The organism is Paenibacillus sp. FSL F4-0100, from assembly GCF_037993005.1.
Taxonomy (GTDB): domain Bacteria; phylum Bacillota; class Bacilli; order Paenibacillales; family Paenibacillaceae; genus Paenibacillus_AQ.
In genome coordinates this window covers 1,455,113-1,477,094 of record NZ_CP150303.1, presented here as the reverse complement: position 1 = coordinate 1,477,094, position 21,982 = coordinate 1,455,113, and the positions used below count along the sequence as shown (strand labels likewise).

General features: G+C 46.8%; 16 protein-coding genes. 4 read left to right on the top strand and 12 right to left on the bottom strand.

The window, feature by feature from the left end; all coding sequences use genetic code 11:
* Positions 1 to 102 precede the first annotated feature (102 nt).
* The 5 genes from MHH48_RS06485 to MHH48_RS06465 all read right to left on the bottom strand — a co-directional run bounded on the left by MHH48_RS06485 (position 103) and on the right by MHH48_RS06465 (position 6,898).
* Entirely contained in the window at positions 103 to 1,683 is a 1,581-nt protein-coding gene (locus MHH48_RS06485; protein WP_076322793.1) for an extracellular solute-binding protein, read from the bottom strand.
* 140 nt (positions 1,684 to 1,823) lie between these two features.
* Entirely contained in the window at positions 1,824 to 2,696 is an 873-nt protein-coding gene (locus tag MHH48_RS06480; protein ID WP_076322792.1) for a carbohydrate ABC transporter permease, read from the bottom strand.
* A gap of 16 nt (positions 2,697 to 2,712) precedes the next feature.
* Entirely contained in the window at positions 2,713 to 3,663 is a 951-nt protein-coding gene (locus MHH48_RS06475) for an ABC transporter permease subunit (RefSeq protein WP_076322791.1), read from the bottom strand.
* A 379-nt stretch (positions 3,664 to 4,042) separates the two neighbouring features.
* Entirely contained in the window at positions 4,043 to 5,077 is a 1,035-nt protein-coding gene (locus MHH48_RS06470) for a glycoside hydrolase family protein (protein WP_076322790.1), read from the bottom strand.
* Positions 5,078 to 5,083: 6 nt separating this feature from the next.
* Positions 5,084 to 6,898 (bottom strand): alpha-L-fucosidase, encoded by a 1,815-nt coding sequence (locus MHH48_RS06465; protein ID WP_076322789.1) that lies wholly within the window; start codon positions 6,896 to 6,898, stop codon positions 5,084 to 5,086.
* A 222-nt stretch (positions 6,899 to 7,120) separates the two neighbouring features.
* On the opposite strand from MHH48_RS06465, the gene MHH48_RS06460 reads away from it, so the two are divergent.
* On the top strand, positions 7,121 to 7,222 hold the full coding sequence (locus tag MHH48_RS06460) for a DUF5780 domain-containing protein (RefSeq protein WP_256720562.1): 102 nt from the start codon (positions 7,121 to 7,123) through the stop codon (positions 7,220 to 7,222).
* 130 nt (positions 7,223 to 7,352) lie between these two features.
* Here the strand turns inward: MHH48_RS06460 and MHH48_RS06455 are convergent, their stop codons facing one another.
* Positions 7,353 to 8,726, bottom strand: a complete 1,374-nt coding sequence (locus tag MHH48_RS06455; protein ID WP_076322788.1) for a helix-turn-helix transcriptional regulator — start codon at positions 8,724 to 8,726, stop codon at positions 7,353 to 7,355.
* A gap of 299 nt (positions 8,727 to 9,025) precedes the next feature.
* Between MHH48_RS06455 and MHH48_RS06450 the strand changes: the two genes are divergently transcribed.
* A complete protein-coding gene (locus MHH48_RS06450) occupies positions 9,026 to 9,346 on the top strand; it encodes a helix-turn-helix transcriptional regulator (RefSeq protein WP_076322787.1) in 321 nt (106 codons plus the stop codon).
* 189 nt (positions 9,347 to 9,535) lie between these two features.
* Here the strand turns inward: MHH48_RS06450 and MHH48_RS06445 are convergent, their stop codons facing one another.
* Entirely contained in the window at positions 9,536 to 10,441 is a 906-nt protein-coding gene (locus MHH48_RS06445) for a DMT family transporter (protein ID WP_076322786.1), read from the bottom strand.
* Positions 10,442 to 10,603: 162 nt separating this feature from the next.
* Between MHH48_RS06445 and MHH48_RS06440 the strand changes: the two genes are divergently transcribed.
* Positions 10,604 to 11,011, top strand: a complete 408-nt coding sequence (locus MHH48_RS06440; RefSeq protein WP_076322785.1) for a helix-turn-helix domain-containing protein — start codon at positions 10,604 to 10,606, stop codon at positions 11,009 to 11,011.
* Positions 11,012 to 11,710: 699 nt separating this feature from the next.
* On the top strand, positions 11,711 to 13,174 hold the full coding sequence (locus tag MHH48_RS06435; protein WP_076322784.1) for an Msr family ABC-F type ribosomal protection protein: 1,464 nt from the start codon (positions 11,711 to 11,713) through the stop codon (positions 13,172 to 13,174).
* A gap of 157 nt (positions 13,175 to 13,331) precedes the next feature.
* Here MHH48_RS06435 and MHH48_RS06430 read toward each other — a convergent pair whose 3' ends face one another.
* From MHH48_RS06430 to MHH48_RS06410, 5 genes are all read right to left on the bottom strand, one after another.
* Positions 13,332 to 14,582 carry a DUF4073 domain-containing protein gene (locus MHH48_RS06430; RefSeq protein ID WP_076322783.1) on the bottom strand — a complete coding sequence of 417 codons (1,251 nt, stop codon included), beginning with the start codon at positions 14,580 to 14,582 and terminating at the stop codon, positions 13,332 to 13,334.
* 735 nt (positions 14,583 to 15,317) lie between these two features.
* Entirely contained in the window at positions 15,318 to 15,947 is a 630-nt protein-coding gene (locus tag MHH48_RS06425; protein WP_076322781.1) for a TetR/AcrR family transcriptional regulator, read from the bottom strand.
* A 145-nt stretch (positions 15,948 to 16,092) separates the two neighbouring features.
* Entirely contained in the window at positions 16,093 to 17,259 is a 1,167-nt protein-coding gene (locus MHH48_RS06420; protein ID WP_076323154.1) for a dicarboxylate/amino acid:cation symporter, read from the bottom strand.
* Between the two features lie 417 nt (positions 17,260 to 17,676).
* Positions 17,677 to 19,686: a PTS fructose transporter subunit IIABC gene (locus MHH48_RS06415; RefSeq protein ID WP_076322780.1), complete on the bottom strand. Its 2,010-nt coding sequence runs from the start codon at positions 19,684 to 19,686 to the stop codon at positions 17,677 to 17,679.
* Positions 19,687 to 19,932: 246 nt separating this feature from the next.
* The gene (locus MHH48_RS06410; protein WP_076322779.1) at positions 19,933 to 21,885 is read right to left on the bottom strand and encodes a BglG family transcription antiterminator; all 1,953 of its coding nucleotides are present in this window, start codon (positions 21,883 to 21,885) and stop codon (positions 19,933 to 19,935) included.
* Positions 21,886 to 21,982: the final 97 nt, after the last annotated feature.

Sequence of the window (21,982 nt, the reverse complement as noted above, 5' to 3'; positions counted from 1 at the left end):
ATTTTTCATCCTTCGCTCATTTGGGTTAAACGCTTACATATTGGATCTATTGTACACGATTTTAGAAACAAACAGGAGATGCCCTACTTCCTATCTTGGATGTTATCTCGTACGGTCTACCACATTCTCCTTGTTCTTCCAGCGCTCCGTCGCTTCCTTGATGATCTCATCCCCGCCCTTGGCACGGTATTCCTCCAGCACCTTCGGCCAATCGGAGATCGGCTGCTTGCCGTAGATCATCTTCACCATGCTGTCCAGGATGAATTTAGGTCCCGTATCTCCGGTCGAGGCCAGATCCGGGAACTTGGAGAAGCTGTTCAGATTCGCCATGAACGTAATGCCGCCGCGGCCTTCATTGCTCAGTACATCGCTGAAAGCCTTGATCACGTCCTGGCCATCCTCAGTAAGGGCCGTCTGCTTCTTGTTGTAGGTCAGCTCATGAACGAACCACAGCTGGTTGGCCCGGAAGCCCGCTTCATCAACCTCTTGTTTGGTCACAGGCCACTTATAGTTGACATTCCCGTTCTCCATCGTGTAATTCTCGCCCTCAATCCCGAAAGAGAAGAACATATCGGCTTCCTCCGTCAGCATCCAATCCAGAAATTTAATGATTTCGATGGCTTTCTCTTTTCCAACCTTGCTATTGATATAGTACGTGGTCGATACCGAGCTGTATAAGCCGAGTCCGCCCTTGCCGTCCGATCCGGTCGGGGATGGGTAAATATCCACCTTCATCGAAGGATCCACTTCCTTCAGCTTGGTGCGGAACCCGATCAGCCCCTCGCCGTTGGAGGCCCACATCCCGGATTTGCCGGCATTGATATTGCGTCCGTAATCCTCCTGAGAGAGCGAAGCGAAATCCTTCGGGATCAGACCCTCATCGTACATCGTCTTATACGTCTTGAGCGCATTGGTCATGTTCTCGACATCGAAGAATTTCGGTACGACCTCCCCATTCAGCTCCATGAACTGGAACGGCAGCACATCGTATGCCCCAAGGAAAGTATCCGCATATTTAAAGCCCTCACGGTACTGGTATGGGTGCTCTACACCCAGCTTCTTAAAGGCACGCAGCATATCCAGGTACTCTTCGACGGTCTTAGGCGCTTCCTTGATGCCGGCCTTCTCCATGAGATCCGTGCGAATGAATGTGGCGCGGCGCGACGGATTTTCCAGCCAGGCCGGGATGCCGTAGATTTTGCCGTTATAGGATACTTCTTCCCACGCGGCCGGGGTGACCATCTTCATCAAATTCGGAGCATGTTCCTTGAGGAGATCATCCAGCGGCATGAACACCCCGGCTTCCACCGAGCCTGACATGGACCCTGTTGTTGGACCTCCCCGCATATTTCCCACAACGTCCGGGATTTCGTTGCCTGCAAACATCAGACTCATCTTCTGATCAAATTCCTTGTGGGACATCAAGCGGATATCTAGATCCGTGTTTGTCATCTCTTCCAGCTTCAGCACCCATTTGTCCTTATTGATATCGGGTGACGATTCAATGTAGGTGTTGCCGCCCGTGGAGAAAGAAATCGAGAAGGACAGCTTGCTCGAGTCTGTACCTTGCTTCGTTTCTTCCGGCTTGGGACTGACAGTTCCTTCTTCCGGTTTCCCCCCGCATCCAGCGAGCAGTGACATCATCATGACGCTGATCAGTAAGACCGTCCAACTTTTTTTCATCAACCTCTCCCCTTTTTCCTAAAAAATAGACAAGTGGCTCATTCATGAGGTAAGCGCTTTCGTAAAATCCATTTCATCGTAGCTCATAACCCTCATATGCAGTATTGGCGTTCTTATTATGGGATTGTGTTCTTTTACGATCAAGATTTGATCGAACCGATGAGCATGCCCTTAATAAAATATTTCTGCAGGAACGGGTAGACCAGGATGATCGGCAGCGTAGCGATCACAATCGTGGCCATCTTGATGCCCTCCGGGGACATGTTCGCCAGATTCTCAAAGGTGGTATCCATCTCTCCCATTTGATCGGTTATGACGATCTCTCTCAGACGAACCTGGAGCGGAAACAGCTGACGGCTATTGATATAGTATAGAGCGGACGAGTACGAATTCCAATGCGCAACAGCGTAAAACAATCCCATCGTCGCCATGACCGGCTTGGACAAAGGCAGCACGATGCTCGATATAATCCGCAGCTCCCCGCACCCGTCGATCCGGGCCGAATCAATGATTTCGTTCGGAAGATTCATGAAGAACGAGCGCATGATGAACAGGTTGTATGCGCTGATCGCGCCCGGAATGATCAGGGCCCATACCGTATCCAGCATGTTCAGTGATTTAATGAGCAGATAGTTCGGAATGAGCGGCGCGCTGAAAATAAAGGTGACCAGCACGAGCATGAGGATGACCTTTCGTCCCCGATATTCATTGCGCGACAGCGGATAGGCCAGCGAGGCCGTTGCGATCAGGTTGATCCCGGTCCCCACGACAGTCACGAATACGCTGATCATAAAGGAACGCCATACGGAAGTATCGTTCAAGACGATTGCATAGTTGGAGAGCGTGAACTCCACCGGCCACAGGCCAACGTCTCCCCGTGAAATGGCCACATCACTGCTGAGCGATTGTGCCGCAACGTGCAGAATCGGGAATATCATGGCAGCCGACACAACGGCCAGGAAGATAAAGTTGAAAATTTCGAATACGGATTCACCTTTTGATCGTTTTATCATGTTTTCGGTCACCTGCCTAGTATAAGGAATTTCCGGTCGTTTTGCGGCTTATGGCGTTTCCGCCCACAATGAGCAGCAGCCCGATGAGAGATTTGAACAGCCCGATGGCCGTGGTGTAGCTGTACTGCTGTCCGAGCAGACCGACGCGGTAAATGTATGTATCCAGAATGTCGCCCTTATTCTCGTTCAAGGCATTCAGGAACACAAACACCCGCTCAAACCCGAAATCAAGGAAATTGCCGATGTTCAGCAGGAACAGAATCATAATCGTTGGCAGAATCGACGGAATCGTTATCGCCAGAGTCTGGCGCCACCGGTTTGCGCCGTCTACGCGTGCAGCTTCATACAGGTCCGGATTGATCCCGGCCAGCGCCGCCAGGTAAATGATCGTCCCCCATCCCGCTTCCTTCCAAATGCCGGAGCCGATCAGAATGCTGCGAATATAGCTTTCCTCACCAAGGAAGTAAATCGGTTCGAGTCCCACCCACATCAGAATCTGATTCATGATGCCCGTGGTCGGAGACAGAATGCCTACCGCAATCCCCCCGATAATGACCCAGGACAGAAAGTGCGGCATGTAGATAACGGTTTGCAGCACCCGCTTGTACAGGACAAGACGAATCTCGTTCAACAGCAAGGCCAGAATGATCGGGATTGGAAAAGCGAATACGATGCTGTACATCCCGATCAGAAGGGTGTTCCAGAAGATCCGCAGAAACTCTTCGTACTGAAACATGCGATAGAACTGATCCAGCCCCACCCATGGGCTTTCCCATATGCCTTTAAATAAGTTGTACTCCTGAAAAGCCATGGCGCTGCCAAATAAAGGGACATATTTAAATACCAAAAAATAGAGGATGCCCGGAATCGAGATGAGGTATATCGCCTTGTACTTGCGAAAGCTGGATAACCATTCCCGGCTCCGCGCTGACGGTGTTAACCGCGTGCTTGGGCTGATGTTCGCCATAAGGACCTCCCGTTGTAAGTTTTCCTTCGTATTCATCGTATAAGCGGAGGGCCTTGCCAACAATGGCGGCATTTGTTTGTCGATGTGTTTTTTTACGATTGTGAATAAGAGGTTGTTCAAAATGGGGGATTTGAGGCGGAATAGAGAAAAAAGCCCTTCTGCTATCATGGTCTATCCGGCCATGGTAAGCAGAAGGGCTTGCAAGGGGAAGAAAACGGGGAAGTAAAACGCTGCCGTACATGAGAGCATGGGCCGCTGAGAGTAATTGGCATTTCTCACCGCGCGTTCTCCCCATACATGGTGCATGCATTGCATGACGGTGGTCGACCTTCCATTTTTGGTGCTGTTTATCATGCTTCGAGTCGGATATGGATCGCTCTTATTCGTCGTCGTTCTCCGTAATCTCCCGAATCGGAATCGCCATGTTCCAGGTCTCCGTACAATCGTAAAACCCGCGGCTCCCGTCTGAAGTCGCAGCAAACATCCAGGCCGGACGACCGTCCTCCATGAGCAAAAACGGGCGTTCGAGGTTACCCATCAACCGTTCCGTGCCATCGTCCCACCGTACTCTGCGAGAGTACACGGGTTCCCCTGGTTTGGTTGTTATCTTCCACTGTTCCCCGTTCGCTGACCACGCATGGACTCCGCTATAGCGCTCCCCGCAGATGGAGCCGTCCATGTCCTTGGCAATCATTTCGTACCCGCGTGCCGTACGCCAAATGAAGGGATCTTCAATATGAATCGCCGGGGGAAACAGCGGTTCAGGCTGACGGGTGTAAGGACCGTACACCGATTCGGCGCAGGCCAAGCCCAGCTGCATGTTGCCATAGGAATGCCCTTCATAGGGACGAGATTTATAGATGAGCTTCACCGAACCGTCCTCATGAACACAGGGGGCAGGATTAGACACCAAGAAGCTGTCAAAATGATTTGGACGCGGCAACAGAACCGGATGGTCCCTCCGTGTCCAAGGGCCGGTTATGGAAGGAGCGGTCGCAACCCCGATCCGTTTGTTCGCCCTGGCAACCACGACGAGCGGATCATTCGGAAGCAGCGGCTCCCCTTCTTCAGGGAGGGGAAACGGAAACGTCGTGCCCATGTAATAGAGGACGTATGAGCCCTCAACCTTCACGATATGCGGGTTGTGCACGCTGCATCCGTCCCAATAGGCCGGGGATCTGGCCCCGAGTACCGTCTCCTCGTATACATACGGTCCGGCCGGATGGTCGGAGACCGCTCGGACGATCTCCGAGGCCACAAGCCAGCCGGGATGCATAGGCAAAGATTTCGGCCAGCGCGAAGCAAACATATGGTACCGGCCATCCTCACCCTTGATGACGCTGCCGCACCATATCCAGTAACCCGGCATTCGAAAGCCTCCTGCAACCGGTGCAGGATCAAATACGATTTTCATGAATCATCACACCCTCTCTATTGGCAGTAGCGTAACCTTGCGCAAATTCATTAATGAATCAGAAACCAACGATAGTCCCCGTACTTCAAGATGATGTACGCCTGCCGAGAGAATGGTCAGTTGACCCATTTCAAATTCTCCCCAGCATCCGTCCCCACCCGTATCGAAAGCGGTACAAGTCAGCTTTTGTCCATCCAGAGACAACTCGTAACGTCCTCCTGCCTGATCCGCTCCGGCGGCCAAGGTGACGATCACTCGGCACTGGACGGGCACTTCTTCCTCCGAACGGAACGTCCATTGAACAGCTACATTTGGAGCGGTCCAACCGGTAACACCATCATGACCACGTTTTCCATTATCGTATCGCAGGCCATCGCCCTCGATAACACCATCATAGGCCCAGAACGTATTCGGCATTGAAGATATGAATCTAGGAGTCCCGTTGCTCTCCAACTGCTCCCCGTTAAGCTTCAGCTCAATCACAGTAGCATAGGCGTCCTGAGGTACCGAACGTACATCAATCTGCCAATCCCACGGCCCAAGCTTTCGGAACGGCAGGTGGCCCATCTTCGCCTTTGCTCCGATAGGCCTCGCATATTGAACTCCGCTAGCGAGACCGGGCAGGATCAAGAAACCGCCCTGCGGCCAATCTCTAACCAGCAGGTACAAGATGTTCTCTTCCGGCTTCCATGTGCAATAACCCCACTGCGGCGTACCGATCGGACTGCCGCTCGTGCCGTATATCGCCTCGCCGTTCCGTTCCAAGAAGCTGCCCACCGTCTCCAGCAGACTTCTCGATGTATCGTCAATCGCTCCGTCTCCGAGCGGCCCGACATTCAGTACCAGATTACCGTTTGTGGCTGCCACGCGCAGCAGCTGTTCGATCAATTCGTCCGGACTCTTCCAATGGTCATCGTCATATCGGAACCCCCAGGAATCATTCAGCGTATGAATCGATTCCCAGTCCCGCTGCACCGGGTGGAACCGGAGCTGGTTATCATGCGGATTGCCGTAATCGGCAAATCGGTCATCCCTCAGCCGCTTGTTAATCAAGCAATCCGGCTGCAGCCGGCGTACCAGATCATAGAACCACACGGCATGCTCGTCGCTGATCTTATGACCGCAATCAAACCACATCAACCCAATCGGGCCATAGTCGGTCAGCAGCTCCTCTACTTGAGGAAGAGCTTTCTCGTGAAGGTAACGTTCGAAGCGTTCCCGCTTATCGTCATCTTCGATCCATTCCTCCAGTTGATCCCATGCGCCGATATTCCCCGGGTAATCCAGCGTGTTCCCCTGCGAATCCGGGTGATGCCAGTCCATGGCATGGGAATAATAGATTCCCAGGCGAATCCCCTCCGCTTCGCAGGCCTCTGCCAGCTCCTTGATCGGATCTCTCGGAAAATGAGCATGACGAGTAATCGAATACTCGCTGACCTTGGAATCGTACATCGCAAACCCATCATGATGCTTGGCTGTCACGATAACATATTTTGCTCCGGACCGCTTGGCCAGCGCAACCCATTCATGCGCATCGAAAGCCTCCGGGTTCATCCCGGCTGCGGCCTCCGCATACTCGGTCACCGGAATCTTTCCCCTTAACTGGATATGCTCCGAATAATTGGCATCCACCCGTTCACCGTTCCACATCCCGCCCAGTATCGAATAAGGCCCCCAATGCACAAAAAGCCCAAAGCGTGCTTCCCTCCACCAGGCTATCCGACGGTTATGATCATGATCGGTTACCCGTTTATCGCTCATGAGAGCATCCGACCTTCCCTGCTCCAGTCCTGCCCCATCCATGTATTCATCCCGCTTCATATATGCCCTCCTCACTCGCTTGCCATTGGCTCAAACTGTCTAATAACCTCCATTATAGAAGTAACGCTGGTACAGCCTCTTTGTTTTTTTGGGTTGGGGTTGTGTTTTGTTGAGGTGGGGGGTCGAAGGAGAAGCAGAAAACATACAGCCTTTAAGCACATTCTGGGTAGACAGGAGTTGGAAACTTACCATGGGATATGAACAACTGAAGCGGTTACGTTCATCGCTTGCGTCAAGGAAGTCCAGTACTATGACGGGACAACCTGGACCAATGAATATTATCCTAGCTGGGTGCAAGAACAGTTAGAGAAGCCGCTGAAATGATGAACTGAGAAAAAACCAAGCATTGAAGAAATAATCCCTGTTAATGCTTGAGTTTTATAATCACCCATCGAATTATTCATGTGCTTTTGTCCAAGTACTCTCCTATATCCAACAAATTACCATATGGGAATTACCAAGCGTTAAGACCACGATACTCTAACCGTTCCCATAAATTGTCATAACGTTGCTGATCTTCATCAGATACTCCATGTCTGAATTGTTCAAATAATTTTACACATTGCAGTGTCGCATTTTCATTGCGAATTTTAATAGCAGACGTAAGCCCATCTAAAGCACTTCTAGCTCCCTCATCATATCTTCCTTTTGTAAAATAATAACGTGACAGTTCGGCCTGAAACCGCACATATCGCTCTGCCCTTACTAAATAATTATATGTACCGTCGTCCTTTTGATTTAATGATAAAATATGATCTTCAAACTTTAGTAAAACATGATCTATATCGAACTGAAAACGATTAGCAGCTTGAAAAATCTTGGTTAACGCAGGCAGGATTTCATCTTCTTTTGTTTCAATAAATCCCACATATTCAGTAATAATTTCAAAATCACCCATCATTACCTTATATAAATATGTATTCGCTATAGCCCACATTTTAAAATTATCTTTAATCGCAAGTGCTTCTTCCGAGTCCTCTTTAACCCAGCTCAAGTCGGAATATAATGCCACATATCGTAATGCCTGCTCATAATCACCACGCTCATCACAGACAGCTGAACACATCAAATATGAATAAATGATATATAAAAACAATGGCTTTTGGGGCTCTTTATCATGATGATAGCGAATGCCATCCTTCTCATATTTAAAAGCATATTGAATCTTTGCCTTTCGTCCCATCTCTTTAGCCAACATATCAACCTTACTCCAATGGCGCAGAGAGCAGTATACATTGGCCAAATCTTTTAGTGCATCAAGCTGATCCACTTCATCTAAACGTGCGACGAATTCCTCAAATTTGGTGGCTGCCCGAAGATTTTTTTCCTGGTCATGACCTAATGAGATTGTAAACAGTCGATAATGGCACAGAGCTAACCGTTCAGAATGTTGATATTTCTCACTCTCGGCTACTGATTCGTAAATAATTGAGGCAGCTGAATTTTTACCCTGATTAAACAAATCCTCTGCTGTGTCATAAAGCATCGGCACATAAGCTAGGTTATCCGTCATGTATCGAACAACCTTCTGAATTAACTCCAGCTTATCCAGTTCGGCACAGCGGTACAAAAATGGCTTTAGTCTTCGCCAATTCAGCGGATAAGCAAAACATTCATCCGCATACAGCTCATAAAAGCTGCCTTCGGGAAGTCCCATCGCCGATACCATTCGATCTAATTGCTGCATAGCAATGGGGCGCACACCCTTAATAATAGTGCTTAACGTCCCTGAGTTAATTTTTGATCGTTCCGCAAATTGATTTATAGTTAATCCCGTCTTTTTCAGGTGAAAATCCAATTCTGATCGTATCGTGGTTGTATGTATCAATTCAAACAACCTCCAATAAGAATATCCGCATACCGAACATCCATAATTTAGTATGACTCTATAGTAATAGTATAAATGAGTCTAACACCTGTCAATTAATGCTTAAAGTTAGTATTGCACACAATAACTCACTTTGCTAAAAGAATACCTTTTGCAATCACATGCCATACTTGAATACATTTACAATTTAACGCATGAAACTTTTAAGGACAATAACTAATGTATAATGAAACTTTTAGTGACTCCAATATTAACTATCTTTTGTCTACACTTCTTATATAAGAGGAGTCGATACATATATGGAAAAATCGGTTGCAGAGAGATTGGGAATTGCTATACGAGAAATAAGAAAAAACCAGAACTTAACTCAAGAGGAGCTTGCCGAAAAAATCGGGTCCTCGTTTAGCTATATAGGCAGGCTGGAAAGAGGAGAAGGCAATTTCACTATACAAACCCTCGAGAAAATTACAATAGCGCTAAACATCGACTTCTTTGACTTTATATCATTAGGTAAAAAAGATAATGAGATCATATTAGAAATTAACTCGCTGCTATTACAGCAGGATGAAGAAAACCAATTAAAAGGGTTAAACATCCTTAAAGAGTTGTATCGGAAATAAAGAATGAACATTACAAAAGATATCTATCTTCCTTCCTTATACTTCAGCATTTCAATACGATAACTAACTCCTGAATATACAGGAGTTTTTTTATTTGTTTACCGAATTGATTAATGAACAGAAAGAGCTTGTTTTGAAAAGGATTGATCAAAACAAGCTCTAATATTCATTGAATCAGATTCTCTAAAACTATTCCGTTTGTTCTATCATTTTCCCCTTCGTTTGTTTGATGCGAAAATTTCCTGACAAGTACAATCCGAAAAGCACAACGATGGTGGCTACGACCGAGTACCACGTAAGCGGTTCACCCAGGATGATGGCTGCCAGGATATAGCCCGCGACAGGATTTAAAAGTAGCCAGTTGTTTGCTTTAACGGCATCTTGTTTCAATAAATAAAACCAGAGACCCATGCTAAGAATGGAGAGACCGAAGACGGACCAGATCAAGTATTCGACTAGATGCGCGTCCACATTGACCGGATTTCCAGACTCTAGGAAGAGAGCAGGAATCATAATAATCATTCCGCCAATGAATACCTGCCAAGCGTTGATCACAAGATTAGGCAATTGAAGATTGGCCTTTTTAAAGACGAGACTTCCAACAGCCATCGAAACCATCGCCAAAACAAGTAATAAAATGCCGCTTAAGGAGGCATGACTGTTTGCCAATGATGGGTAGGTTGCGATGAATAGACCTATGGCGGAAACAGCCATACCCATCCATTCTTTTGCCCGAATGTTTTTCCCCATGAAGATTAGAGAAAAAAGTGCAAAGACAAAAGGATTTATGGGTAGAAAGAGATTGAATATCCCGGCGGAAATGGTTCGAAGCGCTAAGTTGCCTAGACCAACAAACAACGAGGTATTTAGCAAACCGAGAAGCAGTAAAACGCCCCACTCTCTTTTGTTAGGTAAAGGGTATTTCCCCTTTCTAAATCCATAAATAAAGATCAGTAGCAGCACCCCGGCGATCAGAAAACGTAATGTCGCTAATGTTAATGGAGACGCTGAGAGCAGACCAATTTTCATGATAATGGCCCCCGAAGCATATAAAACCGTAAAAAGTAACCCAATAAACAACCCTTTCAAATTCATGACTCAACATCCTTCTCTCTGTTCATTTTGTGCCGTTCGAACCTTGCCCAAATGAATTGAACTTAACACGGGTTTATAATAGAATATATATAAAGATTTGAGAAGTACGCATAATTTTATTATATAGTATTAATTATTGAACTATTGGGAGGGATAAGGGGTTTGAGCGATCGTAAACATAAGAACCATGTGATTCCAAGTACAGAAGGGTGTCCTGTTGAAACAACTCTGGAAGTTATCGGGGGAAAATGGAAAGGTATTATTCTCTATCACCTCATTGAAGGTCCGAAAAGATTTAGTGAATTCCGCCGCCTGTACCCGGCCATTACGCAGTTCATGCTCACGCTGCAGCTTCGGGAGCTTGAGCGGGATGGCATTATTCATCGCGAAGTATATAAACAGGTACCGCCTAAAGTGGAATATTCGCTTACTGAATTCGGAAAAACATTGGAACCGATCATTTTATCCATGAAGAGTTGGGGAGCAACTTATAAAAATAGAATTGTTGATATTCGTTTACAATCGCAGGATCCTGAAGAGGATGGTCAAAATAGCCAGAGCGATGGCTAAGTGACTTATTAAAAATCCAGAATCAGAAAATACAATTCAAAACCAAGCACCCTTTTCAACAACAAGTCAAGTTCTTCTAGCGATCTAAGGGTCTGCTCACATCTACTCGTTATTGTGGCTGCACTCTATTGTATTGACAGGTATAGCAGCCAATGTTATGATTCAACGTATCATTTATGAGGAGGCTCGTGATCTATGTTACATTCCATGCGTATAAGATAAGTTGGCAATAAAAAAAGCGGATTTTCCAAACCACAAGTGTGGGCTTTTTTTGAGCTGCTTATTTCCTGCGTATGTAGACATAGATTGCGACACGGTTAGCTTGTTTGCTATGCCTTTGTATCGCCATCTTCTCTCGTTATCCATGCAGATTTAAGCCCCATTGTGGACTCGGATCTGTATTTTTTATTGCCAAAAAACAGCCGGACAATAAAAAATACAGGGAGAATGGTTCAACCTGAGTATTTAGGGCGTGTATTCGGCTTATTGGCAACATGATGTCCTTTTGCCATGCCGATCGGATTAATCGTGTCGGGTATTTTTGCAGGTCGAATTGGAATCCAAAATTTAGACAAATAAAAACGTAAAGGGGCAGATCTTATGAGATCCATGCATTGGTACTTCTTTATTTAAACCTCTCTTCTTCAATCGCAGGAGATCCTGCGAACAGAAACTGCGATTTTTGAAGGAGGAAACAATATGGAATTATTGATAAAAGCAAAAGATATGGTTGTGGAATATTCGGGGCGCGATGTTCTGGACATTGATGAACTGGAGCTTTACGACTACGACCGAATCGGTCTGGTTGGTGCGAACGGAGCAGGAAAAAGCACACTGCTAAAAGCCCTGCTGGGGGAAATTCCTTTGTCCCATGGTACAGTCATTCGGGAAGGCAACTTCAGTTATATTCCCCAATTGGATGATGTCATGGTACAAGAGATTCAAGATTACGCTTTAATCGGCAAGCTGGGAATTGAGAGCTGTGAAGCGGAGAATATGAGCGGCGGTGAAGAAACACGGCTAAAAATAGCCCATGCCCTCTCCGGAGAAGTGCACGGAATTTTTGCCGATGAACCGACGTGTCACCTGGATCGGGATGGCATAGACTTTCTGATCCACCAGCTTAAATATTTTTCCGGCGCCTTGCTCATCATCAGTCACGACCGTTATTTCCTTGACCAAGTCGTCGACAAGATCTGGGAGTTGAATGAGGGGAAAATCACGGAGTACTGGGGCGGATATTCCGATTACTTGCGTCAGAAGGAAGAGGAACGGCATAGCCAGGCTGCAAAATATAAGCAGTTTACTGCGGAACGGGAGCGGCTGGAGAAAGCCATTACCGAAAAGCTTAACCAAGCTCGAAAAGTGGATCAAAAGGCCAAGGGCGCTTCACGAAAAAACAGCTCCGAAAGCGGAGGCCGCCTGGCTCATCAAAAATCGACGGGCAGCAAACAGAAAAAGCTCCATAATGCCGCTAAAAATATGGAGCATCGAATCGAAGCGCTTGGTGAGGTGAAACCCCCTGAAGCCATGCGATCCATCCGTTTTCGGCAAAGCAAAGCCTTGGAGCTTCATCATCCGTTTCCGATTACCGGGAAAGACATCTACAAACAGTTTGAGGGCAAGGAGATTTTCGAGGAGGCCTCCTTCCAGTTTCCATTGGGTGCCAAGATCGCTGTCACCGGTGCGAATGGATCTGGCAAAACGACGCTTCTCAAGATGATACTCCATCGTGAACATGGTATTTCCGTATCCCCTAAAGCGGAAATCGGTTATTTTTCCCAAACGGGTTACAAGTTTGACCGTGATCAGGGGGTTATGGAGTTCATGTTGGAAGACAGTGATTATGAGGTATCGGAAATTCGAGCCGTTCTGGCATCGATGGGATTTTCTCAGCAGGACGTACGCAAGGCATTATCCGTGTTGAGCGGCGGGGAAATCATAAAATTGCAGCTTGCCAAAATGCTGTTCGGACGATACAATATCCTGCTGATGGATGAACCCAGCAATTTTCTGGATCTTCCTGCGGTGGAAGCGCTGGAACAATTAATGAAGAACTATGCGGGAACGATCATTTTCATTTCGCACGATATCCGTTTGATAGAGAATGTAGCCGATACCGTATATGAAATCAGGGACAAAAAAATCATTCAGAGGGCTTAACGACTGTTCGGGTCTTCGAGTGGGTAAGCGGGGTTCAAACACAAAGAAAAATTTGAAGACAACACTTCGTAATATGATCAAATAGGGCACCCATATGGGTGCCCTAAGTTTTGGCGTTTAACAGGACACCAATATTAGACATCGTTCTATTCAGACATTATTTTTTGAAAGTCACCTTTTTAGATAATCCATCTTCCAGGTTCATTTCACCTTTATGGCGAACGAATACATTTTGGTTTCCTTCAAATTTTGGAGGGTTCTTCGGATCATAGTCAACCCAGCGACTATTCCCATTTCCATTTCCATTCACAGAGTACTCCATGTACTGGGTAGCACCAATGAGCTCATTTTTCTCATCATCAGCTTCAACATTAGGTGGTAATTGAGCAACCGTACCATTATGCACACCCAGCTCTTTAATAACTTTATCTGTTTTATAATCATACGCTTTTATTTTTACATCATTTCCGTTCACTTCAATCTGAAGTCCCTGTTTAAAATCAATGCCGGTTTGCACTTCGCCACCATTAGGACCTGCCGATGCCCAGCCCATTTGAATACCAGCTGTGTTCACAACAGTAAAACCACGCTTATCTCCACCTTCAACTACCTTTTTACCTGCCCAATCCGGAAGATTCAGATCCCAGTGACTGTGGCTTGTAAAGAGAATGACTTGTGGGTAATCCTTTAAGATTCCTTCTAATTTATCCTGGTCTAAGTAATCACCAGTATAGGGGGATTGATTGGAGCCTGAAATACTATCCTTCAGGACATGATGACTAAAGAGAAAGATGGGTTTATTGGGATCATTCTTGGAATATTCTTCAAGATTCTGCTTTAACCAATCAAGCTGCTCATCACTGAGATAAACCTCATCCCACAAGGATTTATCATGGTAGTGCATATATTTTTCGGTTCCTATGAAAAGCAGCGGATATCCGTCTAACTCTTTTTTATGGTAGACTTTCTCTTCGCCAGTAAAGTTATAAAAATTTTCGAACATTTCGGATTCCGGCGTATCATTTGGCCACGTGTTTTGCGCTAATTTATTCGGTGTTGCCCATTTCGGTTTATAAAACTCATGATTTCCTATGCTGTACCAAACATGTTCTGGATGAGGATTACTATCTAACACCTTCTGTACGGCTTGATATTCAAAATCCCACCCTCGGTCCGTAATATCACCGTTCACGATTAATGCTTTTGAAGCAGGGTTTACCTGTTTCATATCGTTAAGCACATGCTTAAAGTCGTTGTAATCCCCTTGAATGTCACTAATGACATCAAAAGTAAGACCTGGATCTTCGGAGAATAGATGTTCATCCAGTTTTGCTTGAGCTGATCCTGAAAAAGCACCCATATTGAAAATAATAGATGTTGCCATAATGCTTGTTAGTAGCTTCTTCACAATTATTCCTCCTAGTTATCATCATTCTCAGAACATGATTCGCAAAACGATATAAGTTTCTATTTTATAGTAAACCGGAAATATTAAGGTAATATTCTACTGGAGTAAATAATGAACAAAAAAAATGTAAATAAACCAAAGCTGCAACCATATTTATAGAAAATAAAAACACATTCGAATGTGAATGTGTTTTTTATAACTACTCCTGATAAATATGTGGAAATCGTAGTAAATTAATTATCTTGTTGGATAGATACTTTTTCTGGTATTGACCCAGCTTTGTATTTATAATGACAGTGCCATTTTCTTTTCTGAATAATTGATCTGTACCATTTTCCACAAATACCATGTCAGGGTTAAAAGCCATCAACATGTTGCCGAATATATTAAACAACACTTCTAATCCTTTATCGAATGATTTCCCAGAGTCCGATACCCGCCATTTCATGCCGCAATGCAGCTGATGCTCGCGGCGAAAGCGATGGGGCTCAGATAATTGTTCTTGTCATTTCATTATTATCCTTTTCTTTTTCTTCCTTCTTATTTCCGGAGCAGATTAAAGATCGCCTCCAGCCGTATGCTGTGATTGCATGACTCGCAGGAATATTTCCCTTTCCGGTTTTCCTTGAAATTTTTATATCCCGTGCTTCCTTCGTACAGCCGAAATGTCTTCTTGCAGCAAAAGCATTCCACCTCATAATAAATCACTATGCTCTCTCCTCCTTGGGAGCGTTCTTATTTGCGCGTGGCGTGATCAAAGATCGTAATCAGTTCCTGTACATATGCCTTTACGTGAAGATCGGGGTTTCTCATCAATTCCAGGCTGAATCCATCGATGGCATGCCGGATAGAGAGCGCCATGACTCGGGAGGATAACGGGGTGAATTCACGAAAGATTCCTTCCTTCGCCCCTGCATGCAGAATCGCCTCAATCGGTTGAAACACGTCCTCATCCGTATCCGCCGAAAACCGAGGCTTCCCCTCCTTCGTCCTCATGCCCGTCACAATTTCCACAACGGCAAATACCATCTTCCGATGATCCGCGACAAACTCCAAATTCGCTTCAATATACTTCTTGAGCCTGATTTTCGGAGAAGCTTCGTCACGCAAGATTGGCTGCATAAAGGACTCGAAGGCAATATAATACTCCGTCACCACCTGCTCCAGGAGCTCATCCTTGCCCGCAAAATGATAGGAAATCACCCCTTTGCTAACGTTGGCACGCTTGGCGATTTGACCTATCGAAGCTTGGGCATAACCGACCTCAGCAATGGTTTCGATCGCACATGCCACGATCTGCGCACGGCGGGCTTTCTCAATAAACGACATTTCCTTTTGGTCATTTGTTTCATTTTTAGTATTCATGATTTTATTTTAGTACGATCGTACAGAAAAAATCAATAAAAAGCCTGCCCATCTTTTCGGAAATGGGCAGGCTTCCGCCTGAACTCATATAGATTGCTGGATCCTGACCGTCCGCGATGCAAAGTAGTAATCCGCGCTACATTATTTACGCAGGCTCAGATTTGCTCACGCGGTCCGTGATCACTGCGATTGCTCCATCTCCGGTTACATTACAAGCCGTTCCGAAGCTGTCTTGCGCAATATAGAGGGCGATCATGAGCGACGTCAGCGTTGTATCGAAGCCCAGCATGGACTCTAGCAATCCGAGTGCTGCCATGACGGCACCTCCAGGGACTCCTGGAGCGGCAACCATCGTAATGCCCAGCATCAGAATAAATGGGAACATCATGCCGAAGGAAGTTGGCATCCCCGTCAGCAGCATCACGGCCATCGAGCAGCTTACCAGCGTAATCGTGCTACCGGATAGATGTATGGTTGCGCACAGAGGGATGACAAAATCAGCGACCTTCCCGCTGACCCCGTTCAGCTTGGTTTGACGCAGCGTAACCGGAATGGCAGCGGCAGAAGACTGCGTACCTATCGCCGTAAAATAAGCCGGCAGCATGTTCTTCAGCATGGCAAACGGATTCTTGTGCGCGACTTGCCCCGCAACCAAGTATTGTATGATCAGGAACAGCACATGCAGGACAATGATCATAATGAATACTTTGGCAAAGACCGACAGGATCGTGGTCACTTGCCCGCCATAGGTTAAGTTGGCAAACACGCAGAGGATATGATACGGCAGCAGCGGAATGATGATCGAGGCGATCAGCTTCTCCACAATCTCCCGGAAATCAACCATGACCTTCTGCAAGGTTTGTCCCTTAATTACAGCCGCTCCCAGCCCAAGTGTAAAGGCTAGCAGTAGAGCAGTCATTACCCCGAATACAGGCGGCATGTCAACTTTAAAAAAAGGCTCCAGCAGCGCCTCTTCCGGATTGGCGTAGGAATTAACCAGACCACCAACCTCCAACATATACGGATACAATAGCGTCGCTGCCAAGAACGCCAACAGCCCCGCGATAACAGTGGAGAGATAAGCAAGGCCCGTGGTCACGCCCAGCAGGCGACCGGCCCCTCTTCCCAGCTCCCCGATCCCGGGAGCAATGAATCCGATAATAATTAAAGGTATGGCAAAACCAAGAAAGTTTCCAAACAACCCGCTAAAGGTAGCTAATCCGGCAACCAGCCATTCCGGTGAGAACGATCCGATCGCAATGCCGAGCAAAATGGCTATAAGGATTTTCGGCAGCAAACCGAGTTTTTTCATGTTCATGCTGTTATCACCCACAGATCTTATTTTCGTTTATTGTCCACTCCAAACGGACATAATCCATTGGACATGGAATGAACAAACTTTATCATATTCTGGATATCATTGTCATTATGCAAAATATGACATCGAAACATACCAGTAACAGATCAGATGACAGAGATGGACACCAAATAAATAATGTAACGGCGAAATGCCTACTCCGATTCAAGCATGCACAAAAAAATTGAAGCCAGCCCCGCTCATTACTGTGCGGGGCTGGCTTCATTGGAATGGCTCCATATACAACCTAATATGATGAGATAATGGCAGGATCAACAACACAGATCAGCCATTATCATATTTTTTAAGCCAAATCTCCATTGTTCCTGCCGCCAAACCAATGGTTCGGTGTAATCACTCAGCAGTCTTGAATTATTGCACCTGATCGAGCAATTGATATGCTTCTTCCTTTGTTGTAACCGCCAAGAGCGCTTCTCTGAAATCATCGTCCATCAGCTTACGGGACAACATTTGCAGCACTTTCAAATGCGCATTCTGTTTACTATTCCGCGGCACGGCAATCATAAAGATCAGTTTTGCTTCGCTTCCGTCCAGACTCTTCCAGTCGACACCATCCTGCTGGATACCAAAGACCACGCTTGGTTTCAGGACAGCATCCGATTTACCGTGAGGAATCGCAATATTCATGCCGATGCCTGTGGAGCTTTCTTGTTCCCGGGCTAATATGGCCTGTTTAAAATCTCCATCAGCTCTTACCGCCCCATTCTGCTCCAGTACACCAATCATTTCGTCAATAACAGCATCCTGTGTCGTTCCGGTCAGATTCAGATTAATAAGATCCATTGTTACAATATCTGTCAATTTCTCGACGCGGATAGCAGGTGCTTCGGTTGCTGTATCGTTATTGGTCACGGTTGAAGTCACTTCCGCTGAGTCCGCAGCCACGGGTGCAGCTGTGTCTGCTGCCAACTCTTTACGTGCACCGGCCGGTGTTTCTTTCGCTCCTTCTCCAACAACTGCCGGAGTCACACCTGCAACATCTTTCTTGAGCAGACTCACCATGATAATGGATACGGCTGCGCCGCCTATGACAGCGAGGAAGAACATCAACACATGATCAACGGCACCGAGCACGGCTACAATCGGCCCGCCATGGGCTACACTGTCACCGACACTCCCAAACATCGCAATCACCGAACCCGTCATCGAACCGACCATGATACTCGGAATGACGCGTAGAGGATCTTGCGCAGCGAATGGAATCGCTCCTTCGGTAATACCGAACAGTCCCATCGTAAATGTTGCTTTTCCAGCTTCACGTTCCGAAGGTGTAAACTTCCTTTTGTTGATCATTGCTGCCAGTCCCATTGCAATCGGAGGAACACAGATGGCAACGGCAATTTGTCCCATAATCACATAATTTCCTTCACCGATCATGGCCGAGCCGAACAGGAAGGCAACCTTATTCACGGGACCACCCATGTCAAAAGAAATCATCGCGCCCAGAATAAGCGCGAGCAAAATCGAACTTGTACCCTGCATTCCCGCGAGCCAGACGGTTAACGCTTCAAACAGATCCGCAACTGGAGCACCAATCACGAAGACGAAGATTAACCCTACAACTAGAGAAGCCAGTACCGGAATAACGATAATGGGCATAATCGGCTGTAACGACCGAGGAACCTTGATCTTTTTAATAGCAAGGGCAACATAACCCGCCAGGAAACCGGCAATAATCCCGCCGATGAATCCCGCTCCCGCTTCACTTCCATAAAAGCTGCCGTTCGCAGCAATGAACCCGCCGACCATACCTGGTGCAAGACCCGGCCTGTCCGCAATACTCATTGCGATAAATCCGGCAAGGATCGGAACCATAAAGGTAAACGCAGCTCCGCCGATACTCTCAATCGTTTTCCAGATCGAATCTTCCGGTATCACCAGACCACCCGGCGTTTTCACGCCGCCCATCGTCAGTGCGATTGCGATGAGCAGCCCACCGATCACGATAAACGGCACCATATAGGATACACCGTTCATCAAATGACGGTAGATCGGATTTTGTTTAGGTTTGTTTTCTCCTGTATCTTCAACGGACTTGGATTGTGCCTGATAGACTGGCACATCCCCTTTTATCATCTGTTGGATTAGCTCTTCGGGACGACGGATACCATCCTGCACACCAACGACAAGCAGTTTTTTACCGACAAACCGGTCCTTCACCACCGTCTTATCCGCTGCGATAATAATACCATCGGCTTCACGGATATCCTGCTCCGTGAATTGATTCTCCACGCCAATGGAGCCTTGGGTCTCGACCTTCAACTCAACGCCCAGCTTCGCACCTGCCTTCTGCAGATTCTCAGCGGCCATATACGTATGTGCAATTCCGTTAGGACATGAAGTAATCGCTAATATTTTCATGATCGTCATTCTCCTTTGCTCTCATGTTCCCGCTTACATTTATATTCTACACGGTGAAAACGCTGTTATCGGATGAACTTTTTACCGGAACTTCCGGAAAAACAGGTTTATATCGCAATAAAATATCCCCACCAAGTGGAGCCTATGCTGCGTTGCTTATCCAAATACTTTACGGGGACCCCAAAAAGAATGTAAAAAGCAGGACGTATACGCCCTGCTTGATCATCAATGTTTCTTAGACTAGTATTACCCTTTTAACGTACTCAGCAATCGCATCGCATCCGTCTCCTTAGATAACGCACTGACCAAAGCCGGCTGCTCACTGATATGCGACAATTCTCTGAACAGCTGCCTCATCTCTTCCCGCTCATCGTGCTTAACCGCAAGCAAGAACACAAGCTCTACCTTCTCAGTTCCCCAGGTAATCGGCTGCTTCAATGTAACAACAACGATGCAGGACTGTTTAACCCACTCCGGGCTGCCATGAGGGATAGCAATGCCCCCGCCAATCGTCGTAGCAGACATATTCTCACGATCCAGCACACTTTCCGTATATCCTGCCTCGACATACCCTTTGTCCTCCAGCATATGCGCAAATTTGGCGATTAACTGTTCTGGGCGCTCTATCTCCTGCTGAGGAAAGACGAGAAAAGGTGTCGTATATTTCAAAAAGACTGATTCCTCAGCCGCCCTGCAATCCGGCTCATCGAGCCGCCGGATCGCTTGCTCCAGCTTACGCTCGTCACTGGCCTCGAGCAGTGGGGAAACGAGGATGTGAGGTGATTTTAGCTTGGGCAGATCCACCGTTGTAATAATAAGATCCACCTCATGAGCTGCCAGATAATCCTCAACTTCCGCTTTGGACATCGTTGTCTCTACATGCACGGACGGGAATCTCCGTTCCACCTTCGCGAGAAGCAATTGGGACATCCCGACGCCCATATGACACACGATAATGGCCTTCTGAGGATGGCTTTCATTCTGGTGAAGCCGTTCCACAGACGCCTGAAAGTGCAGCGTCAAATAGGCGGCTTCCTCTTCGGGAAAATACAGCTGGAGCGCTCCCCCTACCTCTTCCAATGTCATGATGACCCGATCGAACATGTAGGGGTACATCTTTTTGATCTCAGCCAGCATCGGATTAGACACAGCCAGACCATAATGAAGACGGTTCATGGTCGTGTATAAATGCACTTTCAACCCGTTCAATAATACCTGGTCCTTGGAGAAAGGGATCATATTCAACTCCGACATCCGCCGAATCAATTGCTCAACCAATTGGGGCAGCAGGGGGTGGCTGTCTGCCAGATCACTCCGCCGGGCGCCTTCATCCTCCTGCGTGTATCGGAACTTCCCGCCAAGCAGGTGCAGGGTTAGATAAGCGGTTTCTTCCTTGGAAAAAGGTACGGCGAACAGTTTTTGCAGCTTCTTCAAAAAGTCTATCGCCCATGCAAATTCCGCTTTGTTCTCCAAAAAGGCTATGTCCTGCCCAGAGAGCGAAATCGGCTGTCCCAGCTTGGTCCGTTTGATCATGAGCAGAATATGCAGCATCAGGCTCTCAAAGGTTTCATCGGTGAAGCGGAGCTGATGTTGCTTTTGCAACGCCTTCAACTCATTGTATACGGTTGCAATCTCGTGCGGTTCGTACTGGTTACGCATCATCTGTCCCGTCAACTCCGGACGGTTGATCAACTGGTTCAACCGCGCCAGCGCCATCCGTTTGTTCTTCTCCGAGCCTTCAATCATTAATCCCACACGCTGCTTAGTCACTAAGTTCAGATCAAAGCTGTGCAGCCAGCCCTCAATCTTCTCCATATCTCGACGAATAATCGTCTTGTTCACATAAAACAAAGAAGCCAGGTTCTGAATGGTTACGGGCTTCGCGTTCATCAAGAGCCGGTAAGCCAGATGCAGCACCCTTTCCTCATCGGATACATGCTCGGTGGAACTCTCGTTGGAATACAAACGTTGGAATAAATCAGTCTGATCTGCTTCTCCGATCTCCAGATAAACGCCGAGTCCCGGCCTTTTCACCAGATTACCACTGGAGTGCTTAACTATATATTCATCAATTACCTTCAGATCATTCCGGATCGTCTTCTCCGAGCACTCGGTCTGATCCGCCAGATCCTGAACGAGCCACAACCGGTTCGGTTCCATTAACAAATTGCGAAAAATCTCTTTTTGCCTATTATTCATTCCGATCTCCTATTCAACTTATTTGGAGAGCTCTCTAAACGTGGAGCAGGTACATAGTCCTACGTATATCATATCCAGGTCTGTATAGCAATCTGAT

Bases quoted from the DNA above. Each gene is read 5' to 3' on its own strand.
- MHH48_RS06435 (WP_076322784.1), top strand. From the start codon at position 11,711: ATGGAATTATTGATAAAAGCAAAAGATATGGTTGTGGAATATTCGGGG.
- MHH48_RS06420 (WP_076323154.1), bottom strand. From the start codon at position 17,259: ATGAAAAAACTCGGTTTGCTGCCGAAAATCCTTATAGCCATTTTGCTC.
- MHH48_RS06485 (WP_076322793.1), bottom strand. From the start codon at position 1,683: ATGAAAAAAAGTTGGACGGTCTTACTGATCAGCGTCATGATGATGTCA.
- MHH48_RS06475 (WP_076322791.1), bottom strand. From the start codon at position 3,663: ATGGCGAACATCAGCCCAAGCACGCGGTTAACACCGTCAGCGCGGAGC.
- MHH48_RS06445 (WP_076322786.1), bottom strand. From the start codon at position 10,441: ATGAATTTGAAAGGGTTGTTTATTGGGTTACTTTTTACGGTTTTATAT.
- MHH48_RS06410 (WP_076322779.1), bottom strand. From the start codon at position 21,885: ATGAATAATAGGCAAAAAGAGATTTTTCGCAATTTGTTAATGGAACCG.
- MHH48_RS06470 (WP_076322790.1), bottom strand. From the start codon at position 5,077: ATGAAAATCGTATTTGATCCTGCACCGGTTGCAGGAGGCTTTCGAATG.
- MHH48_RS06415 (WP_076322780.1), bottom strand. From the start codon at position 19,686: ATGAAAATATTAGCGATTACTTCATGTCCTAACGGAATTGCACATACG.
- MHH48_RS06425 (WP_076322781.1), bottom strand. From the start codon at position 15,947: ATGAATACTAAAAATGAAACAAATGACCAAAAGGAAATGTCGTTTATT.
- MHH48_RS06480 (WP_076322792.1), bottom strand. From the start codon at position 2,696: ATGATAAAACGATCAAAAGGTGAATCCGTATTCGAAATTTTCAACTTT.
- MHH48_RS06450 (WP_076322787.1), top strand. From the start codon at position 9,026: ATGGAAAAATCGGTTGCAGAGAGATTGGGAATTGCTATACGAGAAATA.
- MHH48_RS06465 (WP_076322789.1), bottom strand. From the start codon at position 6,898: ATGAAGCGGGATGAATACATGGATGGGGCAGGACTGGAGCAGGGAAGG.